The sequence below is a fragment of the Streptococcus mitis genome (genome assembly GCF_946188375.1).
Classification (GTDB): Bacteria; Bacillota; Bacilli; order Lactobacillales; family Streptococcaceae; genus Streptococcus; species Streptococcus mitis_CX.
Window position 1 is genome coordinate 276,787 of the sequence record NZ_CAMHUS010000002.1, and the last position, 17,883, is coordinate 294,669.

At 36.1% G+C, this 17,883-nt stretch carries 16 protein-coding genes; 4 read left to right on the forward strand and 12 right to left on the reverse strand.

Annotation, left to right across the window (positions count from 1 at the left end; all coding sequences use genetic code 11):
* Window positions 1-17: 17 nt before the first annotated feature.
* From pcsB to yfmF, 10 genes are all read right to left on the reverse strand, one after another.
* Window positions 18-1,265, reverse strand: coding sequence for a peptidoglycan hydrolase PcsB (pcsB, locus tag N8M16_RS03850; RefSeq protein ID WP_070528348.1), 1,248 nt, complete (start codon window positions 1,263-1,265; stop codon window positions 18-20).
* 93 nt (window positions 1,266-1,358) lie between these two features.
* A complete protein-coding gene (gene mreD / locus N8M16_RS03855) occupies window positions 1,359-1,853 on the reverse strand; it encodes a rod shape-determining protein MreD (protein ID WP_070528345.1) in 495 nt (164 codons plus the stop codon).
* Window positions 1,853-2,671, reverse strand: a complete 819-nt coding sequence (mreC, locus tag N8M16_RS03860) for a rod shape-determining protein MreC (protein WP_070528343.1) — start codon at window positions 2,669-2,671, stop codon at window positions 1,853-1,855. The genes mreD and mreC overlap by 1 nt, the downstream gene beginning before the upstream one ends.
* Before the next feature lie 58 nt (window positions 2,672-2,729).
* On the reverse strand, window positions 2,730-3,524 hold the full coding sequence (locus tag N8M16_RS03865) for an energy-coupling factor transporter transmembrane component T family protein (RefSeq protein WP_000377896.1): 795 nt from the start codon (window positions 3,522-3,524) through the stop codon (window positions 2,730-2,732).
* Window positions 3,517-4,356, reverse strand: a complete 840-nt coding sequence (locus N8M16_RS03870; RefSeq protein WP_049499102.1) for an energy-coupling factor transporter ATPase — start codon at window positions 4,354-4,356, stop codon at window positions 3,517-3,519. The genes N8M16_RS03865 and N8M16_RS03870 overlap by 8 nt, the downstream gene beginning before the upstream one ends.
* A complete protein-coding gene (locus N8M16_RS03875) occupies window positions 4,341-5,168 on the reverse strand; it encodes an energy-coupling factor ABC transporter ATP-binding protein (RefSeq protein ID WP_000843636.1) in 828 nt (275 codons plus the stop codon). The genes N8M16_RS03870 and N8M16_RS03875 overlap by 16 nt, the downstream gene beginning before the upstream one ends.
* Window positions 5,165-5,710 (reverse strand): CDP-diacylglycerol--glycerol-3-phosphate 3-phosphatidyltransferase, encoded by a 546-nt coding sequence (gene pgsA, locus N8M16_RS03880; protein ID WP_000712122.1) that lies wholly within the window; start codon window positions 5,708-5,710, stop codon window positions 5,165-5,167. Before pgsA ends, N8M16_RS03875 begins: the two co-directional genes overlap by 4 nt.
* A 10-nt stretch (window positions 5,711-5,720) precedes the next feature.
* A complete protein-coding gene (gene rodZ / locus N8M16_RS03885) occupies window positions 5,721-6,548 on the reverse strand; it encodes a cytoskeleton protein RodZ (protein ID WP_020902620.1) in 828 nt (275 codons plus the stop codon).
* A gap of 38 nt (window positions 6,549-6,586) precedes the next feature.
* Window positions 6,587-7,873, reverse strand: coding sequence for an EF-P 5-aminopentanol modification-associated protein YfmH (gene yfmH, locus N8M16_RS03890; protein ID WP_049499100.1), 1,287 nt, complete (start codon window positions 7,871-7,873; stop codon window positions 6,587-6,589).
* Entirely contained in the window at window positions 7,870-9,120 is a 1,251-nt protein-coding gene (gene yfmF, locus N8M16_RS03895) for an EF-P 5-aminopentanol modification-associated protein YfmF (RefSeq protein WP_261069653.1), read from the reverse strand. The genes yfmH and yfmF overlap by 4 nt, the downstream gene beginning before the upstream one ends.
* Window positions 9,121-9,278: 158 nt before the next feature.
* Between yfmF and yaaA the strand changes: the two genes are divergently transcribed.
* Together yaaA and recF are read left to right on the forward strand one after the other, a co-directional pair.
* Complete coding sequence (gene yaaA, locus N8M16_RS03900; protein ID WP_049499096.1) at window positions 9,279-9,647, forward strand: S4 domain-containing protein YaaA; 369 nt, start codon at window positions 9,279-9,281, stop codon at window positions 9,645-9,647.
* Between the two features lie 2 nt (window positions 9,648-9,649).
* Window positions 9,650-10,747 (forward strand): DNA replication/repair protein RecF, encoded by a 1,098-nt coding sequence (gene recF, locus N8M16_RS03905; RefSeq protein WP_261069654.1) that lies wholly within the window; start codon window positions 9,650-9,652, stop codon window positions 10,745-10,747.
* A gap of 49 nt (window positions 10,748-10,796) precedes the next feature.
* Here recF and guaB read toward each other — a convergent pair whose 3' ends face one another.
* Window positions 10,797-12,275 carry an IMP dehydrogenase gene (gene guaB, locus N8M16_RS03910; RefSeq protein ID WP_000073418.1) on the reverse strand — a complete coding sequence of 493 codons (1,479 nt, stop codon included), beginning with the start codon at window positions 12,273-12,275 and terminating at the stop codon, window positions 10,797-10,799.
* A 151-nt stretch (window positions 12,276-12,426) separates the two neighbouring features.
* On the reverse strand, window positions 12,427-13,452 hold the full coding sequence (gene trpS / locus N8M16_RS03915; protein ID WP_020902301.1) for a tryptophan--tRNA ligase: 1,026 nt from the start codon (window positions 13,450-13,452) through the stop codon (window positions 12,427-12,429).
* 205 nt (window positions 13,453-13,657) lie between these two features.
* On the opposite strand from trpS, the gene N8M16_RS03920 reads away from it, so the two are divergent.
* On the forward strand, window positions 13,658-15,280 hold the full coding sequence (locus N8M16_RS03920; RefSeq protein ID WP_000958782.1) for an ATP-binding cassette domain-containing protein: 1,623 nt from the start codon (window positions 13,658-13,660) through the stop codon (window positions 15,278-15,280).
* A gap of 58 nt (window positions 15,281-15,338) precedes the next feature.
* Entirely contained in the window at window positions 15,339-17,882 is a 2,544-nt protein-coding gene (locus N8M16_RS03925; protein WP_261069655.1) for a YfhO family protein, read from the forward strand.
* The last annotated feature ends 1 nt before the right edge of the window (window position 17,883 follow it).

The following is a 17,883-nucleotide window of genomic DNA, read 5'->3' on the forward strand; positions in this document are numbered from 1 at the left end:
CCTCTTCGTTTTATTCATTAGTTTGGATAGATGTATGTTACAAAACCTTCTGAAGTTGTAGTAGGATTGAACCAACCACGTTTATTTCCGATTGTACGGTTTCCACCATAGTTTGATTCAGATACTTGGATACTTGTTGATGATGAAACAGCTGTAACCACGGCTACGTGTCCATATCCACCATCATTCCAACATGCAATGGCACCAACTTGAGGTGTAGATCCTGTACGGAATCCTGCTGCAGCTGCACTTGTAGCCCACTGTGCTCCATTACCCCAGTAATCTCCAGCCCAAGGCGCCAATGTTTTAGCTCCCCATGTACACTCACCAGTTGGATAACTTGAAGCATTTGTACTATATGTTGGACGATGTGTCACTGGAGCAGGAGTGTAGCTTGTTGATTCTGTTGAAGCACTGCTTGAAGATGATTCAGACGAACTTGACTCAGATGAACTTGATGAAGAAATAGTAGATAGTGCTTGAACCTGTGCTGTAAAAGTTGTATTTCCAGAAGCAACTACTGTTTGTTGTTGACTTGCTTGTTTAGCTTTATAAGCTGCTTCTGCTTCTGCAGCCGCTTTAGCTTCTGCTTCTGCTGCAGCTTTTTTCTCAAGTAAACTTGCTTTTTCATCCTCTGCAGTAGCCTTTTCAGCAGCAAGATTCAATTCTGCAGCTTTCAACTCAGCTTGTTTTGTAGTTAATGATTGAGCATCATCAGCTAGTTTTTGCTGATTTGCAATAACTGTATTAATCGCATCATTGTTTGCTACTTGTTTTTCAGAAATAGCTTTTTTATCTGCCTTTTGTTGTTCCAACATTTTGTTGTTTGCAGATACGATTTCACTCATTGCAGCAACACGTGAAATAGCTTCTGTAATTGATTTTGAGTTTACAATTGTATTAATGTAATTTGTTGCAGCTCCATTTGTTTGAGCACTACGAGCTTGTTTTTGTAATGAATCATTGCGAGATACAATATTCTTAGAAAGTTCTGTAATTTCACCCTCAAGCTTTTTAGATTCTGCTTGTAGCCTATCATTTTCAGATTGCAAGTTTGATTGCTCTGTTTGAATAGCAGATACTTGCTCCTGAACTTGATCAACTTGTTTTTGAGCTTCTTGTTGTTGTGCTGTTAAGTTACTAATTTTATTATCTTGAGCAGCAATTTTGTCATCAGTAGTTTCTGCATGCGCAGTTGTTAAAACAGCTGCTTGAGAAACCATTACTGTACTTAGTAAAAGTGACGCTAAGATTTTTTTCTTCATATTTCGTAGATACTCCTTCTTTTAAAGACATTACTAGTATACCAAAAAAAGGCCTAATGAATATTACGCCTTTGTTACATTTTTATTTCTTTCTTATAGGTAAAATTTTTCAAAAATAAACTGAAAGATAATCATCCATATAAGATTCAAAATCATTGATGGTACTAAACTATAGACTATAAATAAAGACATACTATCCACAGTTAAACCTACCATTATTGCAAGTATATAAGCTCCCATCTCAAATAGAAAAGTCATGACAATAATTGCCAACATTCTCGTCCAACGATTCAATAAAATAACACTATTAAATTTATGGAGAAATACTCCCAACAAGACGAATAGCAGAGTTGCAATCCCTATCAAGTGGAAAAAGTAAATGTCATAAACCAAACCCACTACAAAACAATAGGCTAAATAGAGATACTCTGATACTTCAATCGTCTCAAATAAGAGAAACAAAAATAGAAAATGACTAGCCAACTGCACGTGGGGAAAAAATGAGCCCAGAAGCTGACTAATATGGGCATCAATTAGAACAAAGAAAGGAAGCAATAAAAATACTCCAACCCGCTTCAACTGTCTCATTATGAATTCCCCACTAATTCTATCACACTCACATTATGAGTATCTGCACTTAATTTAACCGTTACTTCTCGTGTCAAGTAGTCCGTACTATGCGTTGTGGCAACCACTTCACCAACAGGAATATCCGCAACGTTAAAGTTTCCTAATCCACCAGTGGTCACCTTATCTCCTGCACTAATATCGCTACTACTATTTAATTGACTAATTTTGAGAACTTCATTTTCCTTGTCATAGCCAACAATAATCCCATAAATTGTAGTAGAACCATGCTGAATTTTAACAGAAATCTTATCAGCATTTTCCGTATTTGTCAGAAGGTTGACCATGGTAGAGTTGTCCTCTACTTTTGAGACACTCCCAATCAAGCCACCATTTGCAATTGCTAACATATTCTCAGAAGCCCCTTTTGATTTGCCTGCATCTAAGGTCAACTCCTGCTTCCAAGATACCGGAGAACGCATAATAACATCTGCTGCCAAAGTCTTTGTAGCTTGCAATTTGGACTTCATATCAAGCAATTGGCGCAGTTGTTCATTCTCCGTCTTTAAACTTTCCGCCTCATTTGATTTAACTTCTAATTGGTAAATCTGTTTCTTCAAACTTTCATTTTCATTATATGTTCGTGTCAAATGTGCCAAATCTGATTTAACAGAATCAAACCACTGAAAAGGTTTTTGCACAACCCTATCAACCACTGAGATTCCATCTCCTAATTTTGTCACAACTGTACTTGAATAAGTCGTCGCTAAGAGAGCTGACACAAGCAGAACAGTGACAAAAACAATAATGACATATTTTGATTTTTTAAAACGGTTCATATCCCTACCTTTATATCAAAAACTGTTACAGTAACTTTTTATCAATTCCTGAAAGCTACTAAGATTTTAAGAAAAATAAGCAACAACCAAGTATGATAATAACAAGAATGGTCAGCGTATCCTTTCGAGTCCATTTCAATTGTCGGTATTGACTTCTACCTTTTCCACCCTGATAACCACGCGCTTCCATTGCGATAGCCAAGGAATCCGCACGTTTTAAACTTGTCGCAAAAAGAGGAATCAAAATGGGAATCATAGCCTTCACCTTTTGAACAATACTTCCTTCTCCAAAATCCACTCCACGCGCTTTCTGTGCATTCATAATCCGCGTCGTATCATCCATCAAGGTTGGGACAAAACGCAAACTCATAGACAGCATCAATCCAATTTCATGAACTGGAACTTTCATACTCTTTAAAGGTGCTAATAGAGCTTCGACAGCTGATGCCAAACTTAAGGGCATGGTCGTTAAGGTTAACAAAGTTGAAAAGAAAATAATCAATACAAAGCGACAAAAGATAATTCCAGCTTGTTGCAAAGCATAATCCGTAATTCTCACAAACGAAAACTCAAATAAAACATTCCCATTAGAAATGAAAAACAGTTGAAAAATAGTTGTGAAGGCAATCAAGAAAAACATAGACTTCAAGCCCTGAATAAAAAATGAAAGAGATACTCCTGACAAAGCAATAAATATCCCTGTCGCTATAAAAAGAATTAGATTCGTCAAGGGATTATTAGCCCAAAAAACGATCAAAATCAGTAGCATCATAGCCAGTAATTTGCTGCGTGGATCCAATCGGTGAACTATCGAATCCCCTGGGATATAACGCCCCAAAATCATACTATCCATTTAGCGACTCCTTGAACTCCTCTATCTTAATCGGTAATCGTTTAAATGACACGCCTCTATCAGCCAATCGTTTACAAAAGGATGTAATTTTAGGTACTCCCAACTGCACTTCTTCCATAAAGACAACATCTTGAAAGACATCACTTGGTTTACCACCCTTAACTAAACGTCCCTTTTCCATCACATAGACTTGATTTGCATATTCAGCAACATCATCCATCAAATGCGTTACCAAAACAATGGTCATCCCTGACTGGTGGAGTTTTTTGAATAAATTCATCAGCTCTTTTCTTCCCAGGGGATCTAGGCCTGCTGTGGGCTCATCTAAGACTAATATGGCTGGTTCCATGGCAAGTATGCCTGCAATGGCCACACGTCTCATTTGTCCACCTGATAGCTCAAACGGACTGCGATCAAAAAGTGATTCATCAATTCCAACCAGAGCCAGTTTCTCACGCGCAATCTGCTCCGCATCTTCTTCAGAAACTCCAAAATTTTGCGGTCCAAAAGCAACATCTTTCAAAACCGTTTCTTCAAAGATCTGATTTTCAGCAAACTGAAATACCAAGCCAACCTGTTTTCTAATTTGACGAATATCTTTGTTTTTAGAAGTCGAGGTGATTAAGGTATCAAAAACTCGTACACTTCCTTGGCTTGGCACCAATAAACCATCTAATAGTTGTAAAATAGTTGATTTGCCGCTACCTGTGTGCCCAATTAAAGCCGTATAAGAACCATCTTCAATCGTCAAGGAAACATCCGACAAAGCTGTTGAAGCTAAGGGAGTTCCTTCTTGATACGTAAAACTCACATTTTCTAGAGCAATTCCCATAGTTTATCCTCTAGCTCACTTTCTGTCAAATAATTTTCAGGCAAATCATAGCCATTCTGGCTCAAAGAATGTTTTAATTGATTAGCAAAAGGATCGTCTAATCCAATTTGATCCAAATCATTTCGAGAGAAAAGCTCCCTTGGACTACTAGTTGATTCAATTGACCCTTTTTTCATGATCAACACACGATCACTCATGGCAACTTCTTCCAAATCATGTGTAATGGAAATGACCGTCATATCATAGTCTTTCCGAATTCCTTTTACTGTCTCAATCAGTTCTCTACGTCCCTCAGGATCCAACATACTCGTTGCTTCATCTAAGATTAAAATAGCTGGTCTTAGGGCTACAACACCTGCAATAGCCACACGTTGCTTTTGGCCACCTGATAGACGCGCTGGCTCTCTCTTTTTAAAGTCCAACATGCCAACCAAATCCAGAGCTTCTTCCACTCTCTTTTTCATTTCTTGACGAGAAAGTCCCTGATTTTCCAAACCAAAGGCAACATCATCTTCAACAGTCGCTCCAACAAATTGATTGTCTGGATTTTGAAAAACCATACCGATTTGACGACGTATATTCCAAACATTTTCCTCAGTCAGCCGTTGGCCATCAATTACAATCTCTCCGGATTCTGCTTCCAGTAAGCCATCAATTAAGCGAACCGTCGTTGATTTACCACTACCATTATGCCCTACAATCGAAAGCCATTCTCCACGTTTCACGTGAAACGTAATATCCTTCACATCGTAATATTCCTGACTTTCCTTATAGCGAAAAGAAAGATTTTTTACATCAATTACTGATTTCATTTCGAACCAAATGTCCCTTTAAATACATAGGCACTACCCTTGAAATAATCATAGCCAGAGTAGATAGTGAAAAACAAGGCTACATAAAGTAGAACTTGACCAAGCAAAGTCCAATGTAATAGCAAGAAAATAATGGCAAACATCTGACTAAAAGTTTTAATTTTTCCAGGCATTGCTGCTGCTAAAACTGTTCCACCAGTTTCAACTAATAAAAGTCTTAAACCTGTCACAGCCAACTCACGACAGATAATCACTGCAACAATCCAAGCTGGAGCCATTCCTAACTCAATCAGCATAATAAAAGCCGACATAACTAGTAGCTTATCCGCCATAGGATCTGCAAATTTACCAAAATTACTAACCACATTCCATTTACGAGCTAAATATCCATCTAAGTAGTCTGTGATACTGGCAATAGCAAAGATAATAGCTGCTACCATATGACTCTCTATCGAATTTCCTACTGTTAAAATAAAGATAAAAATAGGTATAAAGAGAATTCGACCTATTGTTAAGATATTTGGAATTTGTTCTTTTTTCATTCGTTTTTCCTTAATTTTTAGTAAAGGTTACAGCGATTTTTCCAGTCTGAGCTGTTAATTTCGATAAATCAACAGTCTGATTGTCTACTGTTAAGGCAACACCTTTGACAACACCTAAAGTAATTGTCACAGGATTTTTAGTTGAAACGCTTGTTTCCGCACTTTTATTATCCGGTGATAAAGTCACACCACCCTCAAGATCACTTTCTGAAACACTAACCCAACTTCTAGCATCTGACACTGATAATTGCAATTTTGCAGTTTCCTTGCTCGTTTTATAAGCAACTTCTACTCGATTTCCTTCACCTGATACACTTATAGCAGGTTCTATATTTGAAGAACTACTAGATGAGCTACTGCTTGAAGATGGAGTTACAGAACTAGTCGAACTTATTGCTTGGACTACACTATAACTAGACGCAGACGAACGCTCCGGTTGAGTCTGGAGATAATTCCAAACATAATAAGTCACAAAAATGACAATCGATAGTGCAAAAAGTATAAAATAAAATAAAGGTAAAAATGATGCCTTATTTTTCTTACTTGAACGTCTCCTACCTGTCAACTCGTCTTCATCAACATCTACTTCCTCATAAGTAATCATGCTCCCAGAATCATAAGCATCCAAGACAATTCGCTCATCAAGTTCAACTGCCCACGCATACTTTCTCAAAAAAGAACGAGTATAAAATGGACTAGGCAGTTGATCAAAATCATCAGCTTCCATAGCTTCCAACATATCCAACTGAATTTCTGTTTTTTTGTGTAATTCTTCTAAAGTCAACCCTTGGTTGGTTCTAGCTAAACGTAAAACCTCACCAATTGTTTTTTTCCTCATACTTATCATTCCTTCTTTCTAGTGTCTATTATGATTAGTTAGTATGATGGGAATATTGTAAAATCAACTATATCCCCTTCATCTATTAAGTGATGCCCTGCTTCAAGGACATCCTCTAAAGTAATTTCCTGTAAAATTTTCGGCAAATCAAAGATTGTCTCACCTTTTCCAAAAGCATCATATTGCGTTGCAATAAATTCAAGAGAGTTCATGCTACTGAAAAATTCTCCAAACATCTCTCTTTTGATAATATCTAAATGATCCTCTGTAATATCTAAATCCTTTGTAAAATTACGAATGGCCTTCCTAAACTGATGAGATAAAGCAACTGGCTCTTTTGTATCCATTGTCAACATAACAAAATGAAAGCGACTTGTAACTTCAACTTCAAGAGATAAGGAAGCATCTATTTTACCTGATTCATATAGTTTTTGAAAACGATCCGAAGTCCAACCAAACATCATTGCAAATAATAATTTTAATAAAATATGATGTCGATAGCAATCATCCTCAGCAACTTTTCTCCTACCTCTAATCCCAATCGCTAGTTTAGGAGAAGACACTTCCATTCTCATACTGTCTGTTTGCTTTACATCTTTTAAAACAAACTTTTCTCTTGCTACTTCCTGAACATCTAAATCTTTCAGTTCTTTGCTTTCAAAATAGTCCTGTACTTGATCCACATCAAAATTACCAACTAAAAACAGAGACATGTTTACAGGTTTGTAAAACCTTGTAAAATTTTCTTGCAAATTAGTTAGATTGATTTGGGAAATTGACTCCTCACTTCCAACTATATCAGTTGCTAAAGGTGTGCCAGGATACAAATTCGCTAAAGTTGAAAAGAATAAACACGAATCTGGATCATCTTGATACATTTCTCGTTCTTGCTGAATAATATCCTGCTCTCTTAAAATGGAATCTTCAGTAAAATGGACTGATGTTACCAATTCATCAAGTAAGTCTAAATTTTCTAAAAAATGATCCGTTGCTGAAAAAAGATAGTTTGTTTTTGTAAAACTTGTAAAGGCATTGCTATCCGCACCTAGACTCGTAAAAGCTGACATCAAATCGCTAGCATCTTCTCTCTCAAATAATTTATGTTCAAGAAAATGAGCAATTCCCGCAGGATATTCTTTTACATCTCCGTCAACTTCTGTGACAAGCGTATCTAGCGAACCAAACTGGACAGTTACACTCCCGTAAACCTCTTTAAATTCCTTTTTAGGCAAAAGAGCAACTGTCAATCCGTTGGCCAAACGAGTTCGATAAACCATTTCTTTTACAGCTGGATAGTATTTTTCTTCAAAAATAACCTTTGTCATTCTATTCCTTCCATAAAGTAAATCGCTTGTAGTTTCACATTATTAGCTGCTCTACAAATAGCATCTTTATCAACTTGCTCGAGTTTTGCAATCCAACTTTTAAAGTCTGCTGAAGATTTTCCAAGTAAGGCATTTTGATAAGCACGTTCAATCAATGAACCTTGATTATCTTGAGAAAGCAACAAAGATCGACGAATCATTTCCTTGGTCTGCTCTAGCTCAAGTTCTGTAAAATAACCTTTTTTTAAATCAAGCAGTTGATTATTCATCATTTTACGAGCCTGGTTCCGATTTTCTCGATCGATACCAGCATACATCCTCAAGAATCCACTAAATAAATCAAGCTGACTTGAAATAGTATAAGCCAATCCAGCATTTTCACGGACGTTTGTAAAGAGCTTAGAATGAGCAAATCCACCAAGTAAACCATTCATTACAATCATGGGTAAATGTTTCTCATCACCATATTCAGAAGGGCAATGATAACCCAATTCCAAAATGGATTGTCCCACATTTTTCCGAACCATACCTTCCTGAAGGATATTAGAATATGGTTGACAATACTGAACTTTTACATCTCCTTTTCGACCTTTGAAGCCAAATGATTCTAATACATTTTGAATTTCAACCTCATTAAAATCACCTAGGAAAAAGAAATCTATTCGATCATTAGCCAAAAATTCTTGGAAACAAGAATAAGAACTTTGTGGAGTTTCAGCTAAAATACGATTTCGTAAATCACTGTATTCCAATTGGAGACGTTCATCATGAAAAAATAATTTATCTAATTCTTTATGTGCAAAATAAAAAGAATCATCCATATCAGCTGCTAAACTTGCTAGCAATTGTTTTTTCTCAATTTCAAATAAGGCCGGATCAAACCCATTATCAACTACTACGGGGGAAAAAAGAGTTTCTTTTACTAGTTCCAAAACCTGAGAAGTTAGCACATTTTTCCTACTTAAAAACTCATCACGAACATAGGTAAATGTCAATTCTACAATATGACTTTGCCCTCTTCTGAAACAATTGGTTGACATATCTGTACCGTATAGACTGGCTAAATGTATTCTCAAATCTTGAGAAGTGGGATACATCTGATTAGCAGTCTCTAGCATACTCGCACTCAACATGCGACCTGCAATCGTATCGAGGGATAATGGAGTGGTAAAACGCACGGCGATTTTGTTCGTTTTAAACTTTTTTGATTGGATAAAATGTGTTGAAATTCCATGCACTAACTCCATGATTTACCTCCTTATATACAGACTTCTATTATATCACGAAAAACTGAAATTTTCTTGTTCTCTGTAACAGTTTTGAAATAAAAATCGCTTACATTTCTCCCTATTTCTCTCACTATTTTTAGGAAAATATGGTATAATACCAAAGATTGAGGTGAATTATGGAATACAAATTATTTGAAGAATTTATTACCCTCCAAGCACTACTCAAAGAACTTGGAATTACACATAGCGGAGGAGCTATTAAATCATTTCTCTCTGAACATTCTGTTTACTTTAATGGGGAATTAGAAAATCGTCGTGGTAAAAAACTTCGTATTGGTGATAAAATTGACATCCCTGACCTGAATATTGATATCTTGTTGACACAACCTACTTCTGAAGAACAGGATAAATACCAAGATGATAAAGTTGAAAAAGAACGAATCGCTAAACTTATCAAGGAGATGAATAAGGGAGTAAAAAAAGACGACTCTAAACCTACTTCATCACCAAAAAGCAAACAAGCTCCACGATTCCCTGGTAGATAATCATGTGGCTACAACACCTATCTCTCAAAACTTTTCGTAACTACAAAGAGACGAAAATAGACTTTAATCCTAAATTAAATGTCTTTTTAGGACGCAATGCACAAGGTAAAACAAATATGTTAGAGGCTATCTATTTTTTAGCCTTAACACGCAGTCATCGAACTCGAACAGATAAAAATCTAATTCATTTTGATGAAGAACAACTTCATCTTTCAGGTCTCGTTCAGAAAAAAACTGGATCCATTCCTCTAGAAATCGAACTAACACAAAAAGGACGTGTGACAAAAGTGAATCACTTAAAACAGGCACGACTTTCAGATTACGTAGGACACATGAATGTTGTCTTATTTGCTCCTGAAGATTTACAACTAATTAAAGGAGCACCTTCAGTTCGACGAAAATTCATTGATATGGAGCTTGGGCAAATTAAGCCAATCTATTTATCAGATTTAACCAATTATAACCATATTCTTAAGCAAAGAAATACCTATTTAAAATCAGCTCAAAAAATAGATGAAACCTTCCTTTCAGTACTAGATGATCAGCTAGTCGATTATGGATGTCGTGTAATGAAGCACCGCTTAGATTTCATAAAAAAACTAGAGCATTTTGGGCGTAAGAAACATTTTGAAATCTCTAATCAGATTGAAGAACTGTCAATATCCTATCAATCTTCTGTCAAGATAGCTGACAAAGAAGATTTATCTGAATCTTTCAAAATTGCTTTAGAAAAAAGTAGGTCCAGAGATTTATTTAAAAAGAATACTGGCGTTGGTCCTCATCGAGATGATATTTCTTTTTATATAAATGGGATGGATGCTAGTTTTGGAAGTCAAGGTCAACATCGTAGTCTCGTCCTATCTATAAAATTAGCAGAAATCGAATTAATGGAAAGTATTACTACAGAATCTCCAATATTACTGCTTGACGATGTTATGAGCGAACTTGACAACACTCGACAACTAAAATTATTAGAAACAATTTCTCATTCAATCCAAACCTTTATCACAACAACCAGCTTAGATCATCTTCAAAATCTGCCAGAAAATCTAAGCATCTTCACTATTCGGGATGGTAAAGTTACTGTAAAGGTAGGTTGACAATGTTGTAAAAGAACTCCTGTTTTCACGGGAGTTCTTTTCAGTGTTTTTACATAGAATAATTTGGTGCCTCATTAGTAATTTGTACATCATGAGGATGGCTTTCTTTCAAACCAGCACCAGACATTTCAATAAATTGAGCATTATCGTGTAGTTCTTTAAGGTTAGCTGCACCACAGTAACCCATACCAGAGCGAATACCACCAATCATTTGGAAGACAATATCAGCTGCCGCTCCTTTATAAGCAACACGACCTTCAATTCCTTCTGGAACGAGTTTGTTTGCTTCATTGACAGAACCTTGGAAGTAACGATCGCTTGAACCTTTTTTCATAGCAGCAATTGATCCCATACCACGGTAAGTCTTGAACTTACGTCCTTGGAAGATTTCAGTCTCACCTGGAGCTTCATCAGTTCCAGCAAACATTGATCCAAGCATAACAGCATTTCCACCTGCAGCAAGGGCTTTTACGATATCTCCAGAATACTTGATTCCACCGTCAGCAATGATCGTTTTACCATATTCACGCGCAACAGCTGCAGCATCGTAGATAGCTGTTACTTGCGGAACACCAACACCAGCAATCACACGAGTAGTACAGATTGAACCTGGTCCAATCCCAACCTTGACAACATCTACACCTGCTTCGTAAAGTGCGCGCGCTCCCTCAGCAGTTGCAATATTTCCAGCAATCAAAGTACGATCTGGGAAGTGAGCACGAATCTCAGCAATTTTACGCAAGACACCTGCAGAATGACCATGTGCAGTATCAATAACAATCGCATCCGCTCCTGCTTCAAAAAGAGCCTCTGCACGTTCAAATGTATCTGAAGTAACACCTACTGCACCTGCAACTAATAGACGACCAAACTCATCTTTAGCAGCATTTGGAAACTCAATAACTTTTTCAATATCTTTGATAGTAATCAAACCAGAAAGACGACCTTCTTCATCTACTAAAGGAAGTTTCTCAATACGGTGCTCTTGAAGAATACTCTCAGCTGTTGCAAGATCTGTACCCACAGGAGCAGTAACAAGATTTTCACTAGTCATATGATTTGAGATTGGTTGGTTATAATCTGAAATAAAACGAAGATCTCGGTTTGTCAAAATACCAACCAATTTACGATTTTCAAGTGTTTCAACAACTGGAACACCACTGATGCGGTAACGCCCCATAAGCTCATCTGCTTCAGCAATTGTATGTTCAGGCGTCAAGAAGAACGGATCAATAATAACTCCATTTTCAGAACGTTTTACCTTACGAACCTCGTCTGCTTGTTGAGCAATTGACATGTTTTTATGGATAACTCCGAGACCACCTGCACGAGCAATAGCAATGGCCATTTGACTCTCTGTAACTGTGTCCATGGCAGCGGTAATAATTGGGATATTTAAAGTCAAATTATCTGCCAATTTAGTTGTTAAATCAGCATCGTTAGGCAACACATGACTTTCAGCTGGAATAAGCAATACATCATCAAAGGTAAAACCTTTTTTCAAAAATTTAGTGTCCCAATTAGACATTCGAAGTTTCCTCTTTTCTTTCTTTTTGAGCTTGACTCTTTTTATATTGTATCTATCATACCATTCTATAAAAATTTGTCAAATGTTACAGGGGTAAATAAAAAACTATCTTTTCTTCTAGATAGAAATGATAGTTTCTTGTAAAATAAACTTAGTTAAAGTAATGGAGTCCCATTGCTCCTTTAACCTCAGATAGGGTTTGACCTGCAACTTCACGCGCTCTTTCACTACCTTTTTGAAGCATATTATAAACTTCTCCCATATCCTTAGCAAATTCGATACGGCGCTCACGAATAGGACCAAGTTCACGTTCTAATATTTCAAGTAGATAACGCTTGGTCTTCACATCACCAAGACCACCTCGTTGATAATGTTCTTTCATGTCAGCAATTTCTTGAGCATCTTCTAGACGACCAAAAACATCTAGATAATGGAAAACCATATTTCCTTCAATTTTACCTGGATCCTCAACGCGGATATGATTTGGATCTGTATACATACTCATTACTTTTTTACGCAAAGTATCCGCATCATCAGCTAAATAAATACCATTATTGAGTGATTTAGACATTTTAGCATTCCCATCTAAACCAGGCAAACGCCCTGCTCTCTCATTTTCTGGATAAATACCTTCCGGTTCTACCAAGACATCACAGTTATATGCATTGTTAAAAGAACGAACAATTTCACGAGTCTGCTCAATCATTGGTTTCTGATCTGTCCCAACAGGAACATAGTTGGCCTTAAAGGCTGTGATGTCAGCTGCTTGTGCAATTGGATAAACCAAAAATCCTGTTGGAATGCTTTCTCCAAATCCCTTCTGAGCAATTTCTGTCTTGACAGTTGGATTGCGCTCCAAACGTGCTAATGACACTAAATTCATATAATACATAGACAACTCAGCCAACTCTGGAATCTGGCTTTGAATAAAAATAGTTGACTTACTTGGATCCAATCCAACTGCAAGGTAATCCAAAGCCACATTTCCGATAGACTCTACAATGGTTTGAGGGTCTTTAGCATGATCTGTCAAGGCTTGTTGGTCAGCCAAGAACACAAACATATCATACTTATCCTCTTCCTGTAATAATACTCGATTTTTGAGACTTCCAACATAATGTCCAATATGCAATTTTCCTGTTGGACGGTCTCCTGTTAAAATAATGGGTTTAGTCATTTTGTTCTCCTTCGATATAGTCCCTTCAATTATAGCATTTTTTTAATGAAATAACTGTAATTTATCAAAATAAATCAGCCTTGCTATTTACGGATTTGTGTAAAGTATGCTGTAAATTTAATTTACACAAAATTGACAGATAAAAATTTGAATATTTCCGTATTTTCTAGTAGAATAAATATATTACATATATAGGAGAAAAACATTGCTTACAGTATCTGATGTTTCACTACGTTTTAGTGATCGCAAACTTTTTGATGATGTCAATATCAAATTTACAGAAGGAAATACTTACGGATTGATCGGTGCTAATGGTGCCGGAAAATCAACCTTTTTAAAAATTTTAGCTGGAGATATCGAACCTACTACTGGTCACATCTCTCTTGGTCCAGATGAACGTCTCTCTGTTCTTCGTCAAAATCACTTTGACTATGAAGATGAACGTGCCATTGATGTCGTTATCATGGGAAATGAAAAACTTTATAGCATCATGAAGGAGAAAGATGCCATCTACATGAAGGAAAATTTCTCAGATGAGGATGGAGTGCGTGCTGCCGAACTCGAAGGAGAGTTTGCCGAGCTTGGAGGTTGGGAAGCAGAAAGTGAAGCCTCTCAACTCCTTCAAAACCTAAACATTCCAGAAGAATTGCACTATCAAAACATGAGCGAATTGGCCAACGGTGAAAAAGTAAAAGTTCTCCTTGCCAAAGCACTTTTTGGTAAACCAGATGTGCTTCTATTGGACGAGCCTACCAACGGTTTGGACATCCAATCGATTACTTGGTTAGAAGACTTCTTGATTGACTTTGATAACACAGTTATCGTAGTATCCCACGACCGTCACTTCTTAAACAAAGTATGTACTCACATGGCCGACCTTGACTTTGGAAAAATCAAACTCTATGTCGGAAACTATGACTTCTGGAAGGAATCTTCTGAACTCGCTGCTAAATTGCTAGCAGACCGTAATGCCAAAGCAGAAGAAAAAATTAAACAATTGCAAGAGTTCGTTGCTCGTTTCTCTGCCAATGCTTCTAAATCAAGACAAGCAACATCACGTAAGAAAATGCTTGATAAGATTGAACTAGAAGAAATTGTTCCATCTAGTCGTAAATATCCATTTATCAACTTTAAAGCGGAACGTGAGATTGGTAATGATCTCTTGACAGTAGAAAATCTAACTGTAAAGATTGATGGTGAGACTATTTTAGATAATATCAGCTTTATCTTGCGTCCAGGTGATAAGACAGCTCTTATTGGTCAAAATGACATCCAAACGACTGCATTAATTCGTGCAATCATGGGGGACATTGACTATGAAGGAACTGTCAAGTGGGGAGTAACTACTAGCCGTTCTTACTTGCCAAAAGATAACTCGGCAGATTTTGCAGGAGGAGAGTCAATCCTTGACTGGTTACGTCAATTCGCAAGTAAAGAAGAAGATGACAATACTTTCCTACGTGGCTTCCTCGGCCGTATGCTCTTCTCTGGAGATGAGGTTAACAAACCTGTAAATGTCTTGTCAGGGGGAGAAAAAGTTCGTGTCATGCTTTCAAAACTCATGCTCTTAAAATCAAATGTCCTTGTACTTGATGATCCAACCAATCACTTGGACTTGGAATCTATCTCAAGCTTGAATGATGGATTGAAAAACTTTAAAGAATCAATCATCTTTGCCAGCCATGACCACGAGTTTATTCAAACTCTAGCCAACCATATCATTGTCTTGTCTAAAAATGGCGTCATTGATCGTATCGATGAAACCTATGATGAATTCCTAGAGAATGCAGAAGTACAAGCAAAAGTTAAAGAACTTTGGAAAGACTAAAATCTTCAAAACTCAGTTGGGTTAACCAGCTGAGTTTTCTAACATTTTATGAGGTAACATGAAATTATTTTTTAAAACATATTGGACCTATTTTGTTTCTTTCATCATTCCCATAATCATTATGATAGGAGTATATCTATCTCAAGGTATCTACTGGAATAGCGATACATCTCCACTATTAGGAGACGGGTTTCATCAATACGTTATTTTTGATATAGCTCTAAGAAATATCCTACATGGAAATGGTAGTCTGTTTTACACCTTTACAAGTGGTCTCGGATTAAATTTCTATGCCCTATCTAGTTATTACTTGGGAAGTTTCCTTTCACCTCTAGTTTACTTTTTTAATCTGTCGAATATGCCAGATGCTGTCTATCTGACAACTCTCTTAAAATTTGGATTGATTGGACTGTCAACTTACTTTAGTTTAAATAAATTATTTCAATCGTTTCTTAAACCTTTAAAAATAGCTTTATCTACTTCCTATGCTCTGATGAGTTTCACTGTCAGTCAATTAGAGATAAAAACCTGGCTAGATGTTTTTATCTTGATTCCTTTAATTATAACTGGTTTACATCTGATTATCACTGAAAAAAAAATCCTATTATACTTTACAAGTCTGTCAATTTTATTTATTCAAAATTATTATTTTGGCTATATGACAGCATTGTTTCTTATTTTCTGGTATCTCTGCCAAATTTCTTGGGACTTTAAAACTCGAAAATCATCTTTTCTTGATTTCATAATCACCTCCGTTTTAGCTGGTATGGCTAGTTTGATTCTGACTCTTCCTACTCTATTTGATTTACAGACACATGGGGAAAAATTAACTGAAATTACAAAGTTTCAAACTGAAAGTAGCTGGTATCTTGATCTTTTTGCTAAGCAATTCATTGGTTCATTTGATACAACAAAGTATGGGGCCATCCCAATGATTTTTGTTGGACTACTTCCCTTTATTTTGACCATTTTATTTTTTACGCTGAAATCTATTAAGTTTCACGTGAAACTTATCTATGCAATTTTCTTTGCATTTCTAATTGCCAGCTTTTATATAGAAGCTCTTGATTTATTTTGGCAAGGTATGCATACTCCAAATATGTTTTTACATCGCTATGCTTGGATTTTCTCTACCTTGTTAATTTACACAGCAGCGGAAGTCTTAAATCGTCTGAAAGAAATTAAAATCTGGAATTTTTTAGTTTCGATTTTTCTTATAGTAACAGGATTTTTAGCTACCATCTATCTAAAATCACATTATTCTTTTTTAACAGATTTGAATATTCTGCTTACTCTTGAATTTTTAGTTGTCTATTCTCTTTTACTCCTTGCAGTTATCAAAAAGTTTATCTCTGTAAATCTATTTGCCATTCTAATCTCTTTATTTATAATGGTTGAAATAAGTTTAAATGCTTCATCTCAAATGGATGGAATTGCTAAGGAATGGGGATTTGCTTCTCGAAGTGCATATAATCGAGATATCCCAGCTATGGAATCTTTCTCAACAGATATTGGAAATCAATTTACTCGTACTGAAAAACTAGAGACTCAGACAGGAAATGACAGTATGAAATTCAACTACAATGGAATATCTCAATTTTCATCTGTTCGAAATCGTTCAGCAAGCTCTACTTTAGATAAACTTGGTTTTAAATCCTCTGGTACTAATCTCAATCTCCGCTATGCTAACAATAGTATTTTGGCTGATAGTTTATTTGGTATCCAGTACAATATATCAGACAGTCCTATTGATAAGTATGGATTCCAAGATATCTATCAAAAAGATAATCTTACCCTATATGAAAATCAATACTCTCTTCCGATTGCATTTGCTAGTCAATCTGTTTACAATGATGTCAAGTTCAATGAACATACCTTGGATAATCAGGCCTCATTTTTAAATCAACTTGCTAATGTCAATTTTGATTATTTTTCTCCGATCCCTTATGACAAAACAGAGAATACTGATGATTTAATTACTGTTACAAGTTCTTCAAATGAGGATGCAGCAATCCAGTATCAAATTGAGGTTCCCGAAAACAGTCAAGTTTATCTTTCTATCACAAACCTTCACTTTTCTAATGACAAACAAAAAAAGGTTGACATCCTTGTAAATGGAGAAAAGAAAACTTTTACAACTGATAATGTCTTCTCCTTCTTTAATCTAGGCTATACAAAAGAGAAAAAAACTTTCAATATCAATGTTAGTTTCCCTGGAAATTCACAAGTATCATTTGAATCTCCTACCTTCTATCGTTTAGATACCAAAACTTTCACCGAGGCAATTCAAAAAATTAAAGAACAACCTGTCACAGTATCAACTTCTAAAAACAAGGTCTTTGCTACATATGATATCAAACAAGATACGTCCATTTTCTTCACCATTCCTTATGACAAAGGCTGGTCTGCCTACCAAGATGGTAAGAAAATAGAAATTAAACAAGCTCAAACTGGTTTTATGAAAGTTGATATTCCTAAAGGAAAAGGAACTATTACACTTTCCTTTATTCCCAATGGTTTTATTACTGGATCAATCTGTTCCTTTACTTCACTTTTACTATTTGGAATTTATAATCACAAACGAAAGACATCTAATACATAAA

Coding starts and splice junctions, on each gene's coding strand:
- yfmF (WP_261069653.1), bottom strand. CDS start 9,120: ATGGAGTTAGTGCATGGAATTTCAACACATTTTATCCAATCAAAAAAG.
- mreD (WP_070528345.1), bottom strand. CDS start 1,853: ATGAGACAGTTGAAGCGGGTTGGAGTATTTTTATTGCTTCCTTTCTTT.
- pgsA (WP_000712122.1), bottom strand. CDS start 5,710: ATGAAAAAAGAACAAATTCCAAATATCTTAACAATAGGTCGAATTCTC.
- trpS (WP_020902301.1), bottom strand. CDS start 13,452: ATGACTAAACCCATTATTTTAACAGGAGACCGTCCAACAGGAAAATTG.
- recF (WP_261069654.1), top strand. CDS start 9,650: ATGTGGCTACAACACCTATCTCTCAAAACTTTTCGTAACTACAAAGAG.
- N8M16_RS03870 (WP_049499102.1), bottom strand. CDS start 4,356: ATGGGAATTGCTCTAGAAAATGTGAGTTTTACGTATCAAGAAGGAACT.
- pcsB (WP_070528348.1), bottom strand. CDS start 1,265: ATGAAGAAAAAAATCTTAGCGTCACTTTTACTAAGTACAGTAATGGTT.
- guaB (WP_000073418.1), bottom strand. CDS start 12,275: ATGTCTAATTGGGACACTAAATTTTTGAAAAAAGGTTTTACCTTTGAT.
- rodZ (WP_020902620.1), bottom strand. CDS start 6,548: ATGAGGAAAAAAACAATTGGTGAGGTTTTACGTTTAGCTAGAACCAAC.
- N8M16_RS03865 (WP_000377896.1), bottom strand. CDS start 3,524: ATGGATAGTATGATTTTGGGGCGTTATATCCCAGGGGATTCGATAGTT.
- N8M16_RS03925 (WP_261069655.1), top strand. CDS start 15,339: ATGAAATTATTTTTTAAAACATATTGGACCTATTTTGTTTCTTTCATC.
- yaaA (WP_049499096.1), top strand. CDS start 9,279: ATGGAATACAAATTATTTGAAGAATTTATTACCCTCCAAGCACTACTC.
- N8M16_RS03875 (WP_000843636.1), bottom strand. CDS start 5,168: ATGAAATCAGTAATTGATGTAAAAAATCTTTCTTTTCGCTATAAGGAA.
- yfmH (WP_049499100.1), bottom strand. CDS start 7,873: ATGACAAAGGTTATTTTTGAAGAAAAATACTATCCAGCTGTAAAAGAA.
- mreC (WP_070528343.1), bottom strand. CDS start 2,671: ATGAACCGTTTTAAAAAATCAAAATATGTCATTATTGTTTTTGTCACT.